Here is a 21,575-nt window from a genome sequence, read left to right on the forward strand (position 1 = left end):
TTTTATAAATTTATATAACCAACAACAACCAATTTAGCATTACAATGAGCAAAAAGAATTACGCCGGAATACCCGACAAATACTCGCGTATAGATGACGCGAAAGTGGTATTGATCCCGGTTCCTTACGATGGAACAAGTAGCTGGCAAAAAGGGGCAGATAAAGGTCCTGAAGCTTTTCTGGAAGCTTCAGAGAATATGGAACTTTATGATATTGAGACAAAATCTGAAGTCTATAGAAAAGGAATTTATCTTGCACCGGCGGTTACAGAAGATTCTTCGCCGGAAAAAATGGTAGATACCGTTTATAAAACCGTAAAGAATTATATCAAACAAGAGAAGTTTGTAACCATTTTTGGGGGAGAACATTCAGTTTCCATCGGGACTATTCGCGCATTTAATGAAAGTTTTGAAGATCTTACCGTAGTGCAAATTGATGCCCATGCCGATCTTAGACCAGAGTATGAAGGTTCTGCTTGCAATCACGCCTGCGCATTACATGAGGCTAGTAAGAATAGCAACTTGGTACAGGTAGGTATTCGTTCTATGGATGTTTCTGAGGTAGATCATATGGATGAAAATCAGGTGTATTTTGCGCATAATCTTTATGAAGACTGGCAGGATGATGCCATTGGCCAAATGACGCCAAATGTTTTTATTACTATAGATTTAGACGCTTTTGATCCTTCCATAATGCCATCTACAGGAACTCCAGAGCCTGGAGGACTTTTCTGGTACGAGACCCTGGAATTCCTTAAAATGATGTTTAAAAAGAAAAATGTTGTAGGTTTTGACATTGTAGAGCTTTGCCCAAATGAAAACGAGAAATCATCAGATTTTCTCGCGGCCAAGCTTTATTATAAAATGTTGAGCTACAAATTCAAATACCAAAATTATAACGAAGAAGACGAAGATGAGTAAAGGAGCGATTTCCCAATTTATAGAAAAATATTATTTACATTTTAATTCCGCAGCGCTTGTAGATGCTGCAAAAGATTACGAAAAACAGCTGGAAGGCGGTTCAAAAATGCTGGTTTCACTTGCCGGTGCAATGAGTACGGCAGAGATAGGTAAGATCTTTGCCGAAATGATTCGCAATGACAAATTGCATATTATTTCCTGTACCGGGGCTAACCTGGAGGAGGATGTAATGAACCTGGTTGCGCATTCGCATTATAAAAGAGTTCCAAACTATCGTGATCTAACCCCTCAGGATGAATGGGATCTTTTAGAAAAGGGTTTAAACCGGGTAACTGATACCTGTATTCCAGAGGAAGAAGCTTTTAGAAGAATTCAGGAACATATTGTAAAAATATGGAAAGATGCTGAAGCCAACGGCGAAAGGTATTTTCCGCACGAATTTCTTTATAAATTATTACTTTCCGGGGTTTTGGAAGAGCATTATGAAATTGATCTAAAAGATTCCTGGATGTATGCCGCAGCTGAAAAGAATTTACCAATGGTTGTTCCCGGTTGGGAAGATAGTACGCTTGGGAATATTTTTGCCAGCTATGTGCTTAAAGGCGAACTCAAAGCAAGCACCATGAAATCTGGAATTGAATATATGACCTTTCTAGCCGATTGGTACACAAACAATTCTAAAGAAGGCATTGGGTTCTTTCAAATTGGTGGCGGTATTGCCGGAGATTTCCCAATATGTGTTGTGCCAATGCTGTACCAGGATATGGAAAGAACCGATACACCTTTTTGGAGCTATTTCTGCCAGATTTCAGATTCTACCACCAGTTACGGGTCTTATTCTGGAGCTGTTCCTAACGAGAAAATTACCTGGGGAAAACTTGATATAAACACTCCAAAACATATTATAGAAAGCGACGCAACCATTGTGGCACCATTGATTTTTGCTTACTTGCTGGATATGTAATTAACAAATAATTATTAGAGATTAAAGCTGTTCACTACTACAATTACTGTATTATTGAACAGCTTTTTTTGTGCAATTTTTTAAGTTAAGATGAAATATGAGTGGTAGTTGGATTGTGTATGCCATTGGTTTTTTGGCCCAGCTTTTATTTTCTGCAAGATTAATAATGCAGTGGATAAAGTCAGAAGAAACTAAAAAAATTCAAATTCCAACGCTATTCTGGAAGCTTAGTCTGCAAGGCGCCGTATTACTTTTTATTTATGGATATCTACGGGACGATATGGCCATTATGCTCGGTCAATTCCTGGTGTATGGCGGTTATTTTAGAAACCTCCAGTTACAGGGAGAGTGGGGAAAATCTGGGATCATGTTTAAGATTTATGTAATTGGATTACCAATTCTAATCGCATTATATATCATCTTTCTTGGGCAGTTAAATTGGGAAGACCTCATTAAGGGTGATAATATTTCTACCTGGCTTATAATTCTGGGAATTGTTGGTCAACTTATTTACACCACCCGTTTTATCTATCAATGGATTCACGCCGAAAGAAATAACGAGTCAGATTTACCTCTTAAATTCTGGATTATTAGTCTCGTGGGATCAATTCTTATTTTTACTTATGGTATATTCAGGGACGACCCGGTTTTAATCGCGGCCCACTTCTTTGGGGGCATCGTTTATATCAGGAATTTATTTATAATAAGGAAATCGGCTGAGTAGCCTTGGTCTAAAAATCTCTAAAAGGAAGATTCCGATTACAAGAATATATTCAATAGCAATGAGCCAGAAATTTTCTTTAAATTCAGCATTAGAATATGCTGAATAGCTTAAAATCACTAAAAACGACCAAATAAGTGCAAACCTGAAATTAGTGAAGACCGAAAGCAAAAGTGGGGTGGCAACATACCAGGGATGCACCGTAGTGGCAAGTAAAAAGTAAGCTGAAACTCCCAAAAGCATCGTAGAGAGCAGTCTTTCGGTAGTATTATTTTTTCTGAAAAAAGCGAGTGCGGCAAGAATTATCATCACGATAAGTGGTAAGATCTTCCCTGCAGTTTCAATAATGTTGTAGCCTTTCAGCTGAAATCCAATCCATCTAATTACATAATAAATACTCGCATTAAACTCGAATTTCTGAAACCAAAGCACGATGCTTGCTGAAAAATTTGTAATAAATTCTGAAGAGATAAAAGGAAGAAAACTAATTAAAATTGTAAATCCAGCAATTAAATAATAGGTAAATAATTGCTGAAAATTCAATTCCTGAACCTGCTTGATTTTATTTTTGATTAATGCATTATCAGGCAGGTTTTTGAAGCTTCTTTTCTTTAAAAAATACTTCCATAAAAGCGGTAAGAACAAAAGTGGCAATAATTTTACTGAAACTGAAATCCCCAGTAGCACCGCGCTCCTAATCCACTTTTTTTGATGTAATAAATAAACCGACCAAACTAAAAAAAATAGCATAACGCCTTCAAAATGCAGGTTCCCGGTAAGTTCTATTATAATAAAAGGATTCAGGATAAACCAGAAGATCTGGTGCACAGGTAGGTCTAATTTTAGTAATAATTTTCGGCCAAAATATAGAATTCCTAAATCGGCTAAAATGATTAAAAGTCGCATGACTACGAGAGAACCCAAAATACTTTTTCCGCCTAAGAGCGCAGAAATGGCAAACAGCAATTGATTAACCGGCGGATAACTGGTATAATTTCCGGCGCTTAAACTTCCCATTCCCTGTATTAACTCTTGGGATATCGGTTGGAGCGAAGTGGGGAGCTCTTTAGGAACCGATAAATATGGGTTTAATCCTTCTAAAATTAATGTGCCATCCCAGATAAAGCGGTAAAAATCCTGGGAAAGGTTTGGAGTAGCTATGATAAATATCAGGCGAAATAAAATCGCGATTCCAGCCAAAAACCAGAAGTTAGTTTTCTCTAATTGAATAATTTTAAAACTGATAAAAAACAAGCCGGTATAAAGGCTTATTAATTTTATAAAATCACTTCGGTCCAAATCGTAAGCAAAAGACCAATAGAAAGCAATTCCCGCTAAAAGCAGGAGGATGGAGAATTTGTGATTTTTAAGGAAATCTGACACAATTTTTTGTTGAGACCTTACAGGTTTTAAAACCTGTGAGGTCTATTTGTATTCATATATTTCGTCATCCTGAACTCGTTTCAGGATCTAACATGAACTGATCCACTTCTTAGACCCTGAAATAAATTCAGGGTGACGACGGTAACAAGCCTGAATTTAAATCCTCACCGATTTAAAAACCACAAATCCAAATCCAATAAACAGCATCAGATGAAAAAAAGCAAGGCTAAAATCGTTCAGTAAAAAAGCGCTATAGAGTCCGAAGCCAAAATATAACCATAAGGCGAATTCTACGGCGATGCTCAAAGAGAATTTCTGCTGAATATAAATATTGTTTTTCCAGGAATCTTTTAATGAATTTACATTGAACTTAGGCGTTCTTATAAAAGCTGATTTCTTTCCAAAATGCCCTTCCAGAACAGCTAAAGAATTATGAACCGAAAATCCCATCGCTACTGAAAAAAAAGTAAAAAACATACCGATAAAACTCAGGAAATTTTTAAAACTTTTTCCGTGAATTCTCGAATAGGCAGCATAATAACATAGAAAAAAAATCACCGTACTTACTAAAAAGAAAGCCACCAAATTAAAATACCAGCTAAACTGCGGATTGTTATTTTTAATAAACAACACAGGAATGCTCAACACCGCCAGAACCAGAATCACCAGAAACATACTGGAGTTTAATAAGTGAAAAAAAGCATGAAATTTAGTGCTGAAAGGAACCGATTTATCTTTAACGAGTTTGTTGAAATTCTTTTTAAAATTTTCGGCTGCACCTTTATTCCATCGAAATTGTTGGGAGCGCGCCGCGCTTATCGCAACCGGTAATTCTGCAGGGGTTTCCACATCTTCAAGGTATTTAAATTTCCATTTTTGGAGTTGTGCCCGGTAACTTAGGTCCAGGTCTTCGGTTAAGGTATCTCCGCTCCAGTTTCCTGCATCTAAAATGCATTCCTTTCTCCATATTCCGGCGGTACCGTTAAAGTTGATAAAATGTCTTCCAAAATTACGGCCGGTCTGTTCCAGTATAAAATGAAAGTCCAAAGCAAACGCCTGGATTTTTGTAAGCAGGGAATAATCGCGGTTTATATGCCCCCAGCGTGTTTGGACTACACCTATTTCAGGATTTTTAAAGTAGGGTACGGTTTGTAATAACCAATCTTTTTTAGGTAGAAAATCAGAATCGAAAATCGCTATAAACTCACCTTTGGCAATTTTTAATCCTTCTTTTAAAGCGCCGGCTTTAAAACCACTGCGATCTTTCCTGGTAATATGTTTAATATCGAGCCCGTTTTTTTGAAGCTCTGCTACTATGGTTTCAATCTTTGTAATAGATTCATCGGTAGAATCATCCAAAACCTGGATCTCCAGCTTTTCCCTGGGGTAATCCATTTTTGCAATATTTTTCAGTAAACGCTCCACCACGTAAAGTTCATTATAAAGTGGAAGTTGAATGGTCACAAAGGGAATTTCAGCAGGATTTTCCAGATCAAATTTCTCCGAAGTTTCTACCTCTTTTTTAGCTTTCAGGTAATTCACTAACAGTTGAAGCTGCGAAATACTATAGAAAAAAATAAGTAGCAGGGCAAGTGTGTATATGATGATAATGGCAAGGTCCATTATTTAAAACTATATTTAAAAATCCATCCCAGAATTTTGATTCCTGCAAAGATAGCACCTTTCACCGTGCCCGAAACTTTTGAAGTACCAATCCTGTTTTTGTAATGTACGGGAACTTCGGTATAGGAAAATCCTTTTTTCAGGGCTTTTAGTTGCATTTCTACCGTCCAGCCGTAGGTTTTGTCCTGCATTTCCAGTTCCAGTAATTTATGATATTTAATCGCTCTAAACGGACCAAGATCTGTATACCGGGCGTTAAAAAATAACTTCATCAGTGAGGTTGCCAGCCAGTTTCCAAATATCTGCGGAAAAGTCATCGATCCCTTTTCCCGCCATTTTTTCACTCGTGATCCAATCACCAAATCTTTATCTTTTTCGATAATTGGTGCGATAATTTTAGTTAATTCAGCAGGAAAATCGCTGTAATCGCCGTCCAGGAAAACAATAATGTTGGGTTTAGTCCTGAGCTGGTCGAAGGTCTGTTTTGAAATATAATCCATCCCCTTTAAACAGGCGTAACCATAACCTTTTCGATGTTCCTGAAGTACTGTGGCACCGGCATTTTCGGCATTTTCTTCAGTGGCATCGGTAGAATTGTTGCTTACAACAATTATTTCCTGAACAATTTCAGGAATTTCAGCAATGACTTTAGCAATAGATTCTTCTTCGTTATAAGCCGGAATAATTACTTTAATCCCTCCAGATGGCTTTATTTCTTGCGACTTTGCTTCATTAATAGAATTATTTTCTGACTCATACTTCGTTTGCTTGCCTTGAGGGTCTTGTTTTTTTTGCGGCATTTACTTCGATTTCTGGTTTACCAAATTCATTAGATCTACATCATTTCCCAGTAAAACTTCTTCAGAATTTATTCTTCCCTCTAAATCGTCATTTTCAAGTTTTAAAACGCCTCTTGGGCAAACTGCCGAGCAAATTCCGCAGCCAACACAACTGGAACGCACTATATTTTCTCCCTTTTGAGCATACGCGCGAACATCGATTCCCATTTCGCAATAGGTAGAGCAATTTCCGCAGGAAATACATTGGCCACCGTTTGTAGTAATTCTAAACCTTGAAAAAAGGCGTTGCTGCATTCCTAAAATCGCGGCCATTGGGCAACCATAGCGACACCAAACCCTACTACCAAAAATAGGATAAAAACCGACCCCGATTACTCCGGAAAATACAGCTCCAATCAAGAAACCATACCATTCGCGAAGTTGATAGCCGGCAAAGAAGAAAATATTCCCGTTACCGCTAATATAATTAATACCGATAATAGCCAAAATAATAACGAGGTATCCAATAGCACCATATTTAGCATCTTTTGCCAATTCTTTTCGCTTAAAAATTATAATTATCGCAAAAAGCAGGGTGAGGAAACCGGCGGAACCCCACAGGAACATATCTCTGCTAAGCCAGAATTCTTCTGGATTTTCGGCTAAAAATGAATATAAAACCGCGATGGTCATTACCGTAACAAAAACCAGAACGCTATGAATTACCCAACGCTCAATCTTCCAGGCATACTGCGATTTGTTAGAAAGATGGCGGTAAGGATCGCCGGCGGTTTCCGCGAGTCCGCCGCAGCCGCAAACCCAGCTGCAATACCAGCGTTTACCATATTTATAAGTTAAAATTGGGGTAATTACAAAAATGGAAATTAAACCAAAAGCCAGCATAATTACACCAATATTTCCTGCAGAAAGGAATTCGTTGATCTTATAATCGGTAAACAAATCGTAGTTAAGTGGCCAGATATTCGCCGGATTATAATAAGGCTGATTCAACCGAATTAGAATTTCAGGAAGTAAAAACGCAAATCCCAATTGAAAAAACATCACCGAAAAGGTGCGAATTACCTCGTAGCGATTATTGCGATATTTCAGAATAAATTTATAGCCGAAGATAAGAATGGCAAGCGTGTAAAGCGTACCGTAAACAAACCACTGGCTGGCGGGATTCCCGCTAATAAGTCTACTTAAAGGATCAAACAAAGCAATAATTCCCGTATTGGCGCCATCGGAATTCAATCCTAAGTATTGTGGAAACCAGTACAAAACCACGTAGAAAAGCGTAAGGCTAATTCCCAGAATCCAGGCCCAAAATCCGCGGCCGGTTAGTGATTTAAACCAAACGCCATCATTTTTTATTCCTTCGTGTTTACCTAAATACAGGTCGTTCGCGAAAATCACCGTTCCCACAGCGATAAGGCCCAAAGACAGACTTAAGAATAATACTTTATTCGGAAAATTTACATTGGCCACGGCGAGTACTAAAATAAATAACCCAACCAAACCAATACCGCTAGCCATTCTTTGTGTTGTAGAAAGTTTTGACGGTGCCTCTGCAGTAAGAGACATATTATGTTCTATTTTGCTCATGCTTTCTGTAAATTCTCTTTAAATCTTTTAAAAATATCTTTCTCGTAACGAGTATAAAATTCGGGATCAAAATTGGCTTGTTTTAGGTTGGCCAATACGTGATCTATTTTTCGGTTTTCGGTTAGCCATTGATCAAAAACAGGGTGGCGCATTCTAATTCCGAAGGTATTTATTCCCAGGAATTTATTTGAATTCGCATCAAAAGCGATAGTAATAGCTTTGGTATTATCTTTATGCTGCCAATGAAAGTGCTTTTCATTATCGCCCGGTTTTGTTGAAACATTCCCATAAGTTTGGTATTCAATATCAAAGAATTTAGCCGAATTAAACCAGTTTCCGGGTTTGTATTTCATCGCATTGCCGGTTAAGGTTTGTGCGAGTGTTTCGCCCATCATTCGGCCTGCATACCAAACAGCTTCAATAGGTTTGCGATGGGATTGGGGCTGCTTTAATTGTGCACAGTCCCCAATCGCGTAAATATCTTTAATGTTGGTTTGTAAATATTCATCAATCAAAATTCCTTTATCGGTTTCTAATTCAGAATCTTTAAGAAAATCTATATTTGGTCTAACTCCGGTGCAAAGGCCCACCACCTGGCATTCAATTTCTTCTCCGGAATTTGTGATTATAGATTTAACTCTTCCGTTCTCATCGTCAATAATTTTATCGAGTTCGGTTTGGTGCCGAAGGTCTACGCCGTGAGATTTGATGTGTTCCGAAATTAGTTTTGCGTCCTGCAGGGGCAACATATTGTGCCAAAAAGCTTCTTCCCGAATCAGAAAAGTGACATCAATATTTCGCGTTTTGAGCATTTCGGCGAGTTCCACCCCAATCAATCCGCCGCCAATAATTACGGCTTTTTTACAGTTTTGAGTGTTTTCTTCCAGGAGTTCCAAATCCTGTTTAGAAACCAATCCCTGTACGCCCTTTAAATCCTGACCTTCCCAATTGAATTTATTATAAACCGAACCCGTTGCCAAAACCAGTTTATCGTAATTCATTGTTTCTTCCGAAGAAAAATGCAAGGTTTTTCTTTCAAAATCTATTTTATCAACCCAGGCTTTCTTTAGTTCAATACGGTTTTTCTCCCAAAACCAGTCTTCATAAGGTTTAAGGTGATTCCATTTCATATGGCCCATATACACATACATTAGGGCGGTACGGGAAAAGAAATAATCGCTTTCCGCAGAAATCACGGTAATTTTCGCATCAGAATTCTTCCTAATGTGCCGTGCGCAGGTAATTCCTGAAATCCCATTTCCTATAATGACGATGTGTTCCATATTTACTCGATAATCGAGATTTAAAAGTGAGACTTATCTTGAAACTAAAATAATTCTAATAATGATTTTTAAGCTTTTTCCGAAGTAATTTACTTAAACAGTTTTTATAACTTCTTTAAAAAGTGTAATCATATTTGGTTCTGCTTTTTCGGCCATCGCGATAATTTCGTCAATATTTACCGGTTTCAGGTTGTCGGGATCGCCTTCATCGGTGATTACAGAAATAGCCGAAACCGGTAATTTCAAGTGATTGGCAACTATTATTTCAGGAACTGTACTCATTCCTACAGCATCTGCTCCCAAAACCTGCAACATTCTATATTCAGCACGGGTTTCTAATTGCGGGCCTAAAAGTGCCGCGTAGACTCCTTTATGAAGTTTAATGTTTTGTTTTTTAGCGGTTTTTTCGAATAAACTATTCATTTCAGCATCGTAAGGTGCGCTCATATCTACAAAACGTTCGCCCATTTGTGAAACTCCTTTAAAAGCTAAAGGCGAATCTCCCAGCAAATTAATATGATCGTCAATTAGCATAAGTTCACCTTTTTTGAACTTTAAATTAACCGAACCGGAAGCATTGGAAACAAGTAGTTTTTTAATGCCAAGTTGATGCATAATACGCACAGGAAAAGTTACATCTTGCATAGTATAGCCTTCGTACATATGGAAACGCCCCTGCATTACCATTACTTTTTTTCCAGCTAATTCCCCAAAAATTAATTTTCCTTTGTGAAATTCTACCGTTGCGGTTGGGAAATGGGGAATATGATTGTAGCTAACCTCGATTTCTATCTTTATTTCGTCTAAAAGCTGACCCAATCCCGTACCGAGGATAATCCCTATTTCAGGATTTTCAAATCCTTTTTCTTTCAGGTATTTGGTGGTTTCCTGTATATCTTTAATCATATTTTTTTATTGAAAAATTGCTGAAAATCTTCGTGATCTTTTATATCTGAATAATAATCTACATCGTTCCGTGCTTCAAGCAAACCGATATTTTTTTCTTTTAAATCTTTTAAAGTATCCTCTAAAACCGATGAGGTTCCCCAATCTTTATTCTGAAAAACTTCAGGGAATAATTGATTCATTCCCAATAAGTAATAGCCGCCATCTGTAGCCGGTCCAATTACCGCATCCTTTTCCTGAAGTAATTGAAAAGCTTTTTCAAGATCTTCTTGTTTTAAATCGTAAAGATCGCTGCCAATTATAATAATGTTTTTATAGCCATTTTTAAAACCTTTTTCAAACGCATTCTTCATTCGTTCTCCTAAACCTTTTCCCTGCTGAAGATTTTTAGAATAAATCTCAGGTTTCCAAATATCGTTTTGAGCAATTATTTCAGAATAATATACTTCTTTGCTAACGGCAAGATTTCTAGTAACCGAAACAGTGTGTTCAAGCAAAAAATTATAAATTTTAAAAGCAGTTATATCCCCAACATCTTTGGCAAGTCGGGTTTTTACTTTTCCCAGTTCTGGATTCCTGGTAAAGATAATTAATAAACTATCAGCAGCTTTTAGGCTCAAAATTTAAAATTTAAGAAGTGAAAATTATGCGACTGTTCCCTGGCAACTACTTCCTGCGCCTGCAGTACAGCCGTAACAATGTTGTGAAATTCGTATTTCCCGGTTATTGAGCAAATCTTCGTTGTAATCGCTAATATGCTGCACTTTACTGTTTACTTTTAATTCTAACATTTGATTAAAATCGCAGTCGTATAACCAGCCATCCCAACTTACTGAAATGGTGTTTGTACACATCACGCTCTCTACCGCGGTGGGATTGTAAGCCTCTACAAGTGCATACATATAATCTTCATAATTCTCTGAAGCGATTAAAAATTCTAGAAACCTGCTTATAGGTAGGTTAGTAATGGCAAAAAGATTGTCAAAATCTATATTGAAATCTTCTTTAAGCGCTTTTTTAAAATCTTTCTCCAGGGCTTGCTGGTTTGTAGGTAAAAATGCCCCGGCAGGGTTATAAACCAGGTCTAATTTAAGTCCGCTGCCCTCTTGCGCATAACCTACTTCGTTGAGCATTTGTAAAACTTTAATAGATTTATCAAAAACGCCGCTGCCGCGCTGCTTATCCGTTTTCTCCCTTTTATAAAAAGGAAGCGAAGAAGCCACGTGTACATTATATTTTTTAAAGAATTCTGGTAAGTCGTGGTATTTTTTATTCGCCAGAATTATGGTGAGATTGGAGCGAACAATAAAATCCTTGATTCCTGCTTTTGAAGCTTCCTCTACAAACCAGCGAAAATTAGGGTTCATCTCTGGTGCGCCCCCGGTGAGGTCTAAAGTATGAGCTTTCGTAATTTTTATTACCTCCAGGCATTGTTGCATGGTCTCTTTAGTCATAATCTCTTTTCGATCTGGCCCGGCATCTACATGGCAGTGAGAGCAAACCTGGTTGCACATATATCCTAAATTAAGCTGAAGGATCTCCAGTTTTTTAGGTTTTAAAGGAAAGTTACCGGTTTCGGCAATTTTATCTTTAAAAAGCGGCAGTTTTCCCTCTCGAAAAATGCCATTACTTAAAAATGCAAGTTGGTTTTCGGGTTTTGAAAGATCGTTTTTTCTAGCCGATAAAGATTTTAATAAAGCCATGCAAAAATTACTTTTGGTGCTGTTACAGAATAAAAATGATTTTTAGAAGATAAGCATCAGCAAAAATATTACATACTTAATTTATCATATTTATTCATCATTTGTACGCCGTGAACCAGGGTGGCTCCACTTTCTATAGCTGCGCCGGCATGTACGGCTTCCATCATTTCTTCTTTGGTAATTCCTCTTTGTAGGCCGTCTTTGGTATAAGCGTCTATACAATATGGACATTTTACAACGTGGGAAACGGCAAGGGCTATAAGCGATTTTTCGCGGGCAGAAAGCGCACCTTCTTCAAAAACTTTTCCGTAGTAATCAAAAAATTTATTTCCTAATTCTTCACTCCATTCAGTTATTTCACCGAATTTTCTCAAGTCATCTGGGTTATAGTAAGTCTTAGACATTTTTGTAACAATTTAATTTATACAATTTTTGTCTAAAATATCTATTAAAACTTACTTACCCAATGAATGTTTGGTTTAATAAGGGAGTTTTTAAAGGCTTAAAATGTAAAGAGAATTAAAGATGCAGTGGTTAGCTACTTCTTCCCTAGTGTTTTAATTATTTTTTTTACAAAAAATGTTGAAACAATAATTATTGCCAAAGCTTCAAGGCCCAGTAGCAGAAAAATAATATCCATAGTATTTGATATATTTGTGTACCTAACCAGGGTAGGAGAGGGCGCGATTAATAATTATGTAAATATCTGATTGTTAATTTGTTTTGCTTGCCGCTTTTGCGATAAAAGTTACGGTTTATGAGGTTAAATCATGAACATTTATGTATTTTGAGCCCCTATTTAAGAAGAGTGTTTAACGCAATACCTATTTATATTAGTTTGAAACAGATTTGTTACCGGCTTTGAATGGTGTTTGCGATGGAAACTCTAACTTTACAAAAATTCAACGAATGTTAAATCAATTCGTTAGTGTTTAAAATAAAACTAATATTAAGTTTTAAAATTTGAATTAAAGGGGCTTCCCCACGTTTTAGTTTATGAGGATAAATGTAAAAACCTTACCAGTAGATGAAATTATTCAGGATATTTCTGAAAGCCTTAATGCGCCAATTCAAAATGGAAGTGGAGAATATACCATAGAACTGCCAAAAGATATTGGGGAAGGCTTTATTAGGGGAATCAGTTTTGATTCTGGAATGGGATTTATAAGCTACAACTGTAAGTTTTATGAAGATGTAGAAATTCATTTTGCCCTCAATACAGTACATCCTTTAAAATTCATATTTTGTTCAGCCGGATCTACAGGACATTCTTTCCAGGATACTGAAAAAGTAAATGAAATAAAAGCGTATCAAAATATCATTGTATCCAGTAGCGGATACAACGGGCACGTACTTTATTTTAAAGCTAACCAAGCTACCCATGTTTCCAGCCTGGAAATTATTAGATCGGTTTTTGCTCATAGACGTAATTACGATTTTCAAGATCTTGAACCAACATTGAAGGAGTTATTTCAGGATGCGGTGGCAGAGAGACAGTTTTTCTACCAGGGAAATTATAGTATAAAAGCTGCCGATATTATGAACGAGATTAATACCAAGGAATTTAGTGGTTTCTTGCGTTCTCTCTATCTGGAAGCTAAAACTTTTCAAATGCTTGTTATTCAAATCGCCCAATATGAAGATGATGAGGATGGTGATAAACTTCCGCAAATACTAAGGCAATCTGATATTGAGAAAGTAGATTACGTGGTAAAACGCATTCAGGGAGATTTAGGAAGTAATCTAACGGTAGAGGCTCTTGCCAAAGAGGCCGGAACTAATGTGAATAAACTGCAAGAAGGCTTTAAATATGTTTACGAGCTTACGGTGAATAAATATATGCAACATAAAAAGCTGGAAGCTGCCAAAGATATGCTAATGACTTCAGAAAAGAATATTTCTGAAATTGTTACAGCCATTGGTCTCAATAATAGAAGTTATTTTTCGAAGATTTTTAAAGAAAAGTATGGAGTAAATCCTAAATACTTTTTGAAGACAAGGAAGAAAGAGGTTGATTAAACTTCAGAAATAATTTTTCTTTAAAAAGTGTATAAGGCCTGCTTTCCATATACCTTCAAACTAATACATATCTCTTCCTAAAAATAAGTTCGCTTCAAATTTCGGAAATTTCTTTATCAGGGGGCGCGATTTAAACGAGTTTAGTCGAGAAATAGATTTTAGCGGAAGATATGCTTTATGGGTAATAAACATTCTGGTTATTACACCTAAAATAAAAATTACAAAAAGTTATTGAACTTATAAAAGTAATACGAAAATCAGTCCCTAAACCTTTCATGTTTAAGTTTGGTGTCTATTCTGTCGCGATTAAATAGCTTAAATTTAATTAATCCTTTCTCTTAAAAATATTATTTTACTTCTAATTAAATAGTATTCTTTTCACAATTAACTACAGAATGAGAGGCTTATAACATATCCTGAGTACTCCCCGAAGCCTTTAAAAACGCTTAGTTCCCAATACTTATAGAAGTAAGATTTCTTTTCATTTCATAACACTCTCTTAAATCAAAAATAATAAATTGGAGTTACTGTTAATAATTAATTAAAAAAATTACTTAAGTTAAATTACTTCTTATTATTTTAGCTTAAACGATTAGGATTATGATAGTCATTTTAACTATATGGGGTGTTTTTCTCGAAACATTTTAAAATAAATAGTTGAGGTGTCTATTCATTTAACTAATTTTTATAATTTAAATGCGCTATTAGAGCGTGAAATGCTAACTAAAACTAATTACACATGGGTAAAAAATTATTATTCCTGCTTGGATTAATGTTTTTTTCATTTAATCAAAACTTAATTGCGCAGGAACAAACAGTAACTGGAACAGTAACAGATTCTGAAAATGGAATACCTTTACCGGGAGTTACTGTACTAGAGAAAGGAACCAGGAATGGAACCTCTACAGATTTTGACGGAAATTATTCATTGGATGTACCAGGGGATGCTACTTTAGTTTTTTCTATGGTAGGTTTTATGACACAGGAGCTTCCGGTAGACGGACAAAATTTAATTAACTTAGAATTGTCTCCTGATACCGAGGCATTAGATGAAGTTGTGGTGACTTCTCTTGGACTAACCAGGGAGAAAAAATCTTTAGGTTACTCTGTAACCGAGTTAGACTCTGAAGAGGTGAATACCGTAAAAGATTACAATGTTGCCAGTTCACTTGTAGGAAAGGTTGCAGGTTTAGTGGTTAACCAGGCCAGCGGAGTAGGTTCTGGATCACGTATTACCATAAGGGGTAATAATACGTTAACTGGGAATAACCAGGCACTGGTAGTAGTAGATGGGATTCCTATTGACGCTTCAGGAAATGAATCTGGGGGAAGTATTTATAATAGTACCGTGACAGGTGGAGGAATTACCGATATTAATCCTTCAGATATTGAATCTATTTCGGTGCTAAAAGGTCCTAACGCTGCGGCGCTTTACGGCTCGAGAGCAGCGAGTGGTGTGGTCTTAATTACTACCAAAAAAGGAACAAGAGGTTCCGGTTTAGGTATTTCCCTGAATTCGAATATTTCAGTAGAAGAAACTATGTTCCTTCCAGATTTTCAGAATGAATATGGACAGGGTACCAATGGGGCTGTTTATTCAGATTTAGATAATTTCGGATCTAATTCATGGGGCCCTCGATTAGATGGTTCTCAACAATTATACTACACGGGCGAAGAACGAGCTTATAATGCACAGCCTGATAACGTTGAGAATTTCTTTGAAAATGGAATTAAGAGCATTAATACTATTGCAATGGACCAGGGTGGTGAAAACCATAGTGTAAGATTTTCATATACCAATAACCAGACAACTTCGGTTATTCCAAATTCTGAACTTCATAGTCATAACCTGAACTTAAGGGGGGTAATTGATCTTTCTGATAAACTAACCTTAGACAGTAAAGCTACTTATTTCACTCAAGAACTTGAAAACAGGGTGAATGTGGGTACCGAAGGTGTCTTAGCCTATGTATATAGTATGCCAAGAAATGTGGCTATAGATGACTTGAAAAGGTACAAGCCTTCTTTATGGAGTAATCCTGATATGTTTTCAGACGAATATGGGGCAATAAGTTATGCTGGGCAAAACAAAAGTATTGGTAACCCATACTGGATGTTAAATCAGGATACTAACGATGAGCGCAGGGATCGTTTTCTAGGTTTCTCTAAGCTAAATTATGAGTTTAATGATTGGCTTTCAGCATTTATTAGAATTGGTGGAGATGTTACCAATGTAAGGTCGGAATATATTCAGGATTATGGACACCACTTCTTCTATGATGGACGTTTAAATTTTTCTAACCGTAAGAATGTGGAAATTAATAGTGACTTCTTAATAACGGCAAATAAAGACCTTACTGAAACATTAAATCTAGTTGCCAACGTTGGTGGTAGTTTATCTAAACGTACTTTCGAGGGAATGAGTGTTAGTGGTAACCAATTTAGATTGCCTTCGCGTGCATTTTTAAATAATACCAACGTACAAACCAGTACACATACTCCATTGGGGGTTAAGAAAATAAATTCATTATATGGGTCTTTTAGTTTCTCTTATGATGATTTTATGTATTTAGACTTGACAGCCAGAAACGACTGGTCATCTACTCTTAGTGAAGATAACCGTTCTTTCTTTTACCCTTCGGTAAGTTATTCACTGTTGGTGAACCGTTTTATAGATCCGGATAAAAATTTTCTGGATATGCTTAAATTAAGAGCCAGTTGGGCAGAAGTGGGTAATGATACAGATGTGTATCAACTATACCAAACATTTAGTGTGCCTCAACAAGGTTATTTAGGTAGAACGGTTTTAGAAGGACCAAGTGTGAAACTAAATCCTGATCTAAGACCAGAGAGTGTAAAATCTACTGAATTTGGTGTGGAATTTAATATGTTTAAAAATCGTTTCTATGGAGATTTCTCAATTTATGAGATTATAACTAACGATATGATTTTTAATGTTCCCGTGCCTTTTGCGACAGGTTTTAGTTTCTTTAAGGAAAATGTTGGAGAAGTAAAAAACAACGGATTTGAAATTATGCTGGGAGGAGTGCCTATTCGAAATGAAAACTTTAGATGGGACATTTCAGCAAATATGTCAAGAAATAAAAATGAATTGGTAGAGCTAATTGATGGTTTAGATTATACCGTGCTAAATTCCTTAGGCGACTTGTCTATTAGGGCAGAAGTTGGTGGCGGAATTGGTGATATTTATGGAACCACCTGGAAAACTGACGAAAACGGTGAAAGGTTAGTAAATGCTGAAGGTTTTCCCATAGCGTCTAATGAAAGAGAAAAACTGGGGAATGCCCAGCCAGATTTTATTGGAGGTTTAACCAATAACTTTACTTATAAAAACTGGAATTTGAGATTTCTCGTAGACGGTAGATTTGGAGGCGAAATTTATTCTGCTACATCCTCATATCTTGATGCAGCAGGTGTTTCTGAAAGAAGTTTAGAATTTAGAGATGCTGGCATAACCTTAGACGCCATTAATGAAGGAACAGGGGGGCAAAACGATATTCAAATCACTGGGCAGCAGTACTGGAGCAATTATTCGGATATAACATCAAACTATGTTTACGATCAAACCAATGTGAGATTAAGGGAATTTGCCTTAACTTATAGTTTGCCAGGAGCATCTATAGAGAATATAGGCTTAACTTCAGCATCAGTTGGTTTAATTGGTAGAAATTTATTCTTTATCTACAAAGCAGCTGATGATATTGATCCCGATGCTTCAATTGGGACAGGACTTTCTGGACAGGGTATTTCCCTTAACAATGCACCAACTATACGTAGTCTTGGTTTAAATATTAATATTAAATTTTAATAAAATATAATTATGAAAGGAATTTTAAGGACAATTAGCGCAACCTTGTTGTTGGTCTTTTTACTTGCAGGATGTTCCGATTTTGAGGAGATCAATACAAGACCTGATGCGTTTGGATCTGATGAAGTAAGTGCTAAATACTTTCTTACTGGAATTCAGATAGAACTTTATGCTCCCAACCGTTTTCCATACTGGAGGGCACAATTAATACACGCTGATAGATATGCCGGCCAATTTACATTTGGGTTTAATGGAGCCTGGTGGACCGGTGCGCTTGGTTATGATTACAGTTCAGCGTATACCGATGCTACTTATGACTGGATAGCAGGTTATGTTAGTAACCTAAGTGTTTATCAAAATTTTGTGGGTGAAGGCGGAGACTTGGAAAATCAGAATTTTTACGCTCTTGGTCTTGTAATGAAAGGTCTTTATTATCAAATGTATACCGATACTTTTGGAATGGTCCCTTATTCAGAAGCTTTAGATCCAGATATTATTACACCTAAATTAGATAGTCAATCTGAAATTTATCGTGGGGTAATAGCTGAGTTAGATGAGGCGATGTCTATTATTGGAGATCAAACAGTAACTGGAGAGGGCATTGAACTTCTAGCAGAAAATGATTTGTTTTTTAACGGAGATCTTCAACAGTGGAAAAAGTTAGCAAATACTTTGAAACTAAGGATGGCGCTAAGAGCACAGGGTGCACCCGGTGCAGATTTTGCCGAAACAGCTATTTCTGAAGCACTGCAGGCACCTTTGTTAAGCAGTGAAATGGATAATGCGCTTATGGAGAAAGATACTGAGATTGATCAGTTTGGAAATGCTGCTTACGGAGATGTATGGCATAATTTCGGAGGGATAGGATCTCACTGGAATGTTGGAAAAACCCTTATTGATTATCTTAGGGATAATAACGATCCAAGATTATCACGTTATGCTGAACCTATTATTGGAGGAGATTTCACCTTCACGAGACCAGCTGAGGGTGCAGGGGCCTCTCTTTTTGATAAACACGTAGAATTTGTTTTGGCTGAACTAGATAATGCTGGGGTGCCATATACAAGAAGCGGTTCTGGAGATGAATTTACAATTTCTGTTTCTCAAGATCAGGATTATTATATAGGGCAACCTTCAAGATTGAATCCTGAAATTTATCCCCACGTAAAGAACGATCTGTTTTCTGAACCTGCAGATTGGATTATTAATCCAAAAAACCAGGGTCTTGAAATATTTCCAGAAGTGGTGTTTACTGCAGCCGAAGGAAACTTTCTTCAGGCTGAAGCAATTCTAAAAGGTCTTGGTTCTGGTGATGCGCAGGAATTATATCAGGAAGGACTTAGACAGGCAATGAAAATTTGGAGAGTAGAAGAAAGTGAGATTGAGACATTTATTGCAAATGAAGAAATGGCTCAATTAAATGGAACCGATGAAGAAAACTTAGAAAAAATCGCTATCCAAAGATGGATAGTTTCTTATACCGATGGGTTTGAAGCCTGGGCAGTTGTAAGAGATACAGGTTATCCATCTGAATTAGCTAGTGGAGTGTCTGATTTTGATATCTATGCGGCTGGAACCCTTAACGGGAAATATCCTCAAAGAATGAGATATGGAAACCAGGAGTACAATACTAACGGAGCAAATGTTGAAGCAGCCATCCAGGAACAGGGCCCAGATGAACAGGGAACTGAACTATGGTGGGCACAGAATTAGCCTGAATATTTGATTAAATGAAGAAAGAGGGGGAATTATTTTCCCCTCTTTTTTTATCCAAAAATTTCCGGAATTTCGTTCACTTTAAAACCCCAGATGCTGGGTAGAAAGAAATACACCAGGATAGTTATTAAAAGGATAGAAAACAGGTTCATCCATAGTCCGGTTTTTATCATATCTGGAATATTAAGATAACCGGAACCAAAAACCACGGCGTTTGGTGGAGTTGCTACCGGCAACATAAAGGCGCAAGATGCGGCCAGCGTTGCGCTTATTAACAATAAATAAGGGTGAAGTCCCATTGCTAAGGCCATAGGAGCTAAAATTGGAAGTAGCATTGCCGTAGTGGCGAGGTTAGAGGTTACTTCAGTTAGAAAATTAACCGCGGCTACTAGAATTAGAATTAATAGAAATAAAGGTAGGTTTTGTAAATAAGTGAGTTGTTCGCCTATCCAAACGGCTAAGCCTGTTTCGCTAAAACCTTTTGCCAGTGCCATTCCGCCGCCAAAAAGTAAAATAATTCCCCACGGAATTCTTACCGCTTCTTCCCAATTTAATAAAGGTTTTGTTTCTTTCCCTGACGGGACAATAAAAAGTGCAATTGCCGCTATAATGGCTATTATGGTGTCATCTATAAAGGGAAGAAAAGGCTGGATTAAAAAAGATCTTGTGATCCAAAAAAATGCGGTACAACAGAAAATAACGAGTACCCTTTTTTCTTGTTTGCTTATTTTTCCTAAAGATTTTAGTAGAGTAGTAATTTCAGCCTTACCGCCGGGAAATTCTGCTTTATCAAAATTGAAGGCAAAACTGGTGAGATATTTCCAGCAAATAAAAAGTAGGAAAATGGATATTGGCACCCCCAAAAGCGCCCATTTCATAAAACTAATTTCTATTCCGTAGAGTTCAGATACAATTCCTGCAAATACAAGGTTTGGCGGTGTTCCTATTAGCGTTCCAATTCCGCCAATAGAAGCGCTGTAGGCAATAGCTAGCATTAGAGCTTTACCAAGTACCGCTTGTTCATTTTCATCGCTAAAAGGATTGTTTTTTAACTGACTTATTATCGCGGTACCAATAGGTAGCATCATTACCGATGTAGCAGTATTGGATATCCACATAGAAAGAAATGCTGTGGCTATCATAAAACCGAGAATTATAAATTTTATTTTGCTTCCAATGAGGTTTATGATGTTCAGCGCGATTCTTCGGTGTAAATCCCATTTTTCTATAGCTACCGCGAGAACAAATCCGCCTAGGTATAAAAACACGTATTTATGACCAAAAGCTGCAGTAGTAGTTTCAATATCCAAAGCGCCGGTTAAGGGAAACATTACAATCGGTAATAAAGCCGTGACCGAAATTGGGATCACTTCGGTAACCCACCAGAGCGCCATCCAAATCGTTATGCAAAGTATATCAAAAGCAGCCGGGGGCATGGACTGTGGAGCGCCCAGTATTTGAAGTATAAAAAATAATAAAGGCCCCGCTATTAAAATTAGAGCTCTTATAAATTTATTCATTGGATAATGTTATCAAGGAACTACCAAGATATTAAATTTAATAAAGCGAGGTAATTCTTTGAATATTACCTAAGCTTTGGTATTTATAAAAATTCTATCTTAAATTAAATTTATTTCTTATGAAAATGTTAGAAATCAAAACCGCTTTACAAATCGCAAAACCAAGAGCTGAAATTTTTGAGGCGATTATAGATCCCGAAAAGATGAAGCACTATTTTATTGCTGAAAGCTCCGGAATGATGGAGGAGGGGAAGTCTATTAGCTGGAAATTTCCGGAATTCGAAGAATATGTACCGGTGAATGTGCTCAAATTAGTTCCCGATGAATTGATTTCTTTTGAATGGGAAGGTGCAAAAGATAAAAACCTGTTGGTTGAAATTAGCCTTAAAGAAGTTTCTAAAACCAGTACGCTGGTAAAAATAACCGAAGGAAAAATGGAAGCTAACGAGAAGGGAATCCAGTGGTTTGGAGGAAATACCGAAGGTTGGGCTAATTTCCTGGCTTGCTTAAAAGATTACCTTGAATTTGATATCAACCTTAGAAAAGGTGGCTTTGATTTTATGAAGGCATAGAACCAATACGTTATCCTGAACTCGTTTCAGAG

Annotated in this window: 17 protein-coding genes; 7 read left to right on the forward strand and 10 right to left on the reverse strand. The window is 36.9% G+C overall.

The features are described 5' to 3' along the window. Positions 1 to 44: 44 nt before the first annotated feature. The 3 genes from speB to B5488_RS13710 all read left to right on the forward strand — a co-directional run bounded on the left by speB (position 45) and on the right by B5488_RS13710 (position 2,608). Positions 45 to 920, forward strand: a complete 876-nt coding sequence (speB, locus tag B5488_RS13700) for an agmatinase (RefSeq protein ID WP_079735780.1) — start codon at positions 45 to 47, stop codon at positions 918 to 920. Next, positions 913 to 1,884 carry a deoxyhypusine synthase family protein gene (locus B5488_RS13705; protein ID WP_079735781.1) on the forward strand — a complete coding sequence of 324 codons (972 nt, stop codon included), beginning with the start codon at positions 913 to 915 and terminating at the stop codon, positions 1,882 to 1,884. Before speB ends, B5488_RS13705 begins: the two co-directional genes overlap by 8 nt. Before the next feature lie 97 nt (positions 1,885 to 1,981). Continuing rightward, positions 1,982 to 2,608: a lipid-A-disaccharide synthase N-terminal domain-containing protein gene (locus tag B5488_RS13710; protein WP_079735782.1), complete on the forward strand. Its 627-nt coding sequence runs from the start codon at positions 1,982 to 1,984 to the stop codon at positions 2,606 to 2,608. Here B5488_RS13710 and B5488_RS13715 read toward each other — a convergent pair. The 9 genes from B5488_RS13715 to B5488_RS13755 all read right to left on the reverse strand — a co-directional run bounded on the left by B5488_RS13715 (position 2,579) and on the right by B5488_RS13755 (position 12,291). Then, positions 2,579 to 3,988: a glycosyltransferase 87 family protein gene (locus B5488_RS13715; RefSeq protein ID WP_079735783.1), complete on the reverse strand. Its 1,410-nt coding sequence runs from the start codon at positions 3,986 to 3,988 to the stop codon at positions 2,579 to 2,581. The two genes, B5488_RS13710 and B5488_RS13715, sit on opposite strands and share 30 nt — an antisense overlap. Positions 3,989 to 4,144: 156 nt before the next feature. After that, the gene (locus tag B5488_RS13720; protein WP_079735784.1) at positions 4,145 to 5,611 is read right to left on the reverse strand and encodes a cellulose synthase family protein; all 1,467 of its coding nucleotides are present in this window, start codon (positions 5,609 to 5,611) and stop codon (positions 4,145 to 4,147) included. Further along, on the reverse strand, positions 5,611 to 6,411 hold the full coding sequence (locus B5488_RS13725) for a glycosyltransferase family 2 protein (protein WP_079735785.1): 801 nt from the start codon (positions 6,409 to 6,411) through the stop codon (positions 5,611 to 5,613). Before B5488_RS13725 ends, B5488_RS13720 begins: the two co-directional genes overlap by 1 nt. Beyond that, positions 6,412 to 7,995, reverse strand: coding sequence for a 4Fe-4S binding protein (locus tag B5488_RS13730; RefSeq protein ID WP_079735786.1), 1,584 nt, complete (start codon positions 7,993 to 7,995; stop codon positions 6,412 to 6,414). It abuts the gene before it with no gap. Beyond that, positions 7,992 to 9,278 carry an NAD(P)/FAD-dependent oxidoreductase gene (locus B5488_RS13735; protein WP_079735787.1) on the reverse strand — a complete coding sequence of 429 codons (1,287 nt, stop codon included), beginning with the start codon at positions 9,276 to 9,278 and terminating at the stop codon, positions 7,992 to 7,994. The genes B5488_RS13730 and B5488_RS13735 overlap by 4 nt, the downstream gene beginning before the upstream one ends. A 93-nt stretch (positions 9,279 to 9,371) precedes the next feature. After that, positions 9,372 to 10,184, reverse strand: coding sequence for a purine-nucleoside phosphorylase (locus B5488_RS13740; RefSeq protein WP_079735788.1), 813 nt, complete (start codon positions 10,182 to 10,184; stop codon positions 9,372 to 9,374). Beyond that, positions 10,181 to 10,804 (reverse strand): TIGR04282 family arsenosugar biosynthesis glycosyltransferase, encoded by a 624-nt coding sequence (locus tag B5488_RS13745; protein ID WP_079735789.1) that lies wholly within the window; start codon positions 10,802 to 10,804, stop codon positions 10,181 to 10,183. Before B5488_RS13745 ends, B5488_RS13740 begins: the two co-directional genes overlap by 4 nt. A gap of 24 nt (positions 10,805 to 10,828) precedes the next feature. Further along, positions 10,829 to 11,887, reverse strand: a complete 1,059-nt coding sequence (gene arsS, locus B5488_RS13750; RefSeq protein WP_079735790.1) for an arsenosugar biosynthesis radical SAM (seleno)protein ArsS — start codon at positions 11,885 to 11,887, stop codon at positions 10,829 to 10,831. Positions 11,888 to 11,955: 68 nt separating this feature from the next. Then, complete coding sequence (locus B5488_RS13755) at positions 11,956 to 12,291, reverse strand: arsenosugar biosynthesis-associated peroxidase-like protein (RefSeq protein WP_075325720.1); 336 nt, start codon at positions 12,289 to 12,291, stop codon at positions 11,956 to 11,958. A gap of 592 nt (positions 12,292 to 12,883) precedes the next feature. Between B5488_RS13755 and B5488_RS13760 the strand changes: the two genes are divergently transcribed. From B5488_RS13760 to B5488_RS13770, 3 genes are all read left to right on the forward strand, one after another. Further along, a complete protein-coding gene (locus B5488_RS13760; protein WP_079735791.1) occupies positions 12,884 to 13,906 on the forward strand; it encodes a helix-turn-helix domain-containing protein in 1,023 nt (340 codons plus the stop codon). Between the two features lie 739 nt (positions 13,907 to 14,645). Next, the gene (locus B5488_RS13765; protein WP_079735792.1) at positions 14,646 to 17,735 is read left to right on the forward strand and encodes a SusC/RagA family TonB-linked outer membrane protein; all 3,090 of its coding nucleotides are present in this window, start codon (positions 14,646 to 14,648) and stop codon (positions 17,733 to 17,735) included. Between the two features lie 12 nt (positions 17,736 to 17,747). Beyond that, positions 17,748 to 19,448 (forward strand): SusD/RagB family nutrient-binding outer membrane lipoprotein, encoded by a 1,701-nt coding sequence (locus B5488_RS13770; protein ID WP_079735793.1) that lies wholly within the window; start codon positions 17,748 to 17,750, stop codon positions 19,446 to 19,448. Positions 19,449 to 19,501: 53 nt separating this feature from the next. Here the strand turns inward: B5488_RS13770 and B5488_RS13775 are convergent, their stop codons facing one another. After that, positions 19,502 to 20,971, reverse strand: a complete 1,470-nt coding sequence (locus B5488_RS13775) for an SLC13 family permease (protein WP_079735794.1) — start codon at positions 20,969 to 20,971, stop codon at positions 19,502 to 19,504. A gap of 119 nt (positions 20,972 to 21,090) precedes the next feature. Here B5488_RS13775 and B5488_RS13780 point away from each other — a divergent pair, with 119 nt between their 5' ends. Further along, positions 21,091 to 21,543: an SRPBCC domain-containing protein gene (locus B5488_RS13780; RefSeq protein ID WP_079735795.1), complete on the forward strand. Its 453-nt coding sequence runs from the start codon at positions 21,091 to 21,093 to the stop codon at positions 21,541 to 21,543. Positions 21,544 to 21,575 lie beyond the last annotated feature (32 nt).

This window comes from Salegentibacter salegens (assembly GCF_900142975.1).
Classification (GTDB): Bacteria; Bacteroidota; Bacteroidia; order Flavobacteriales; family Flavobacteriaceae; genus Salegentibacter; species Salegentibacter salegens.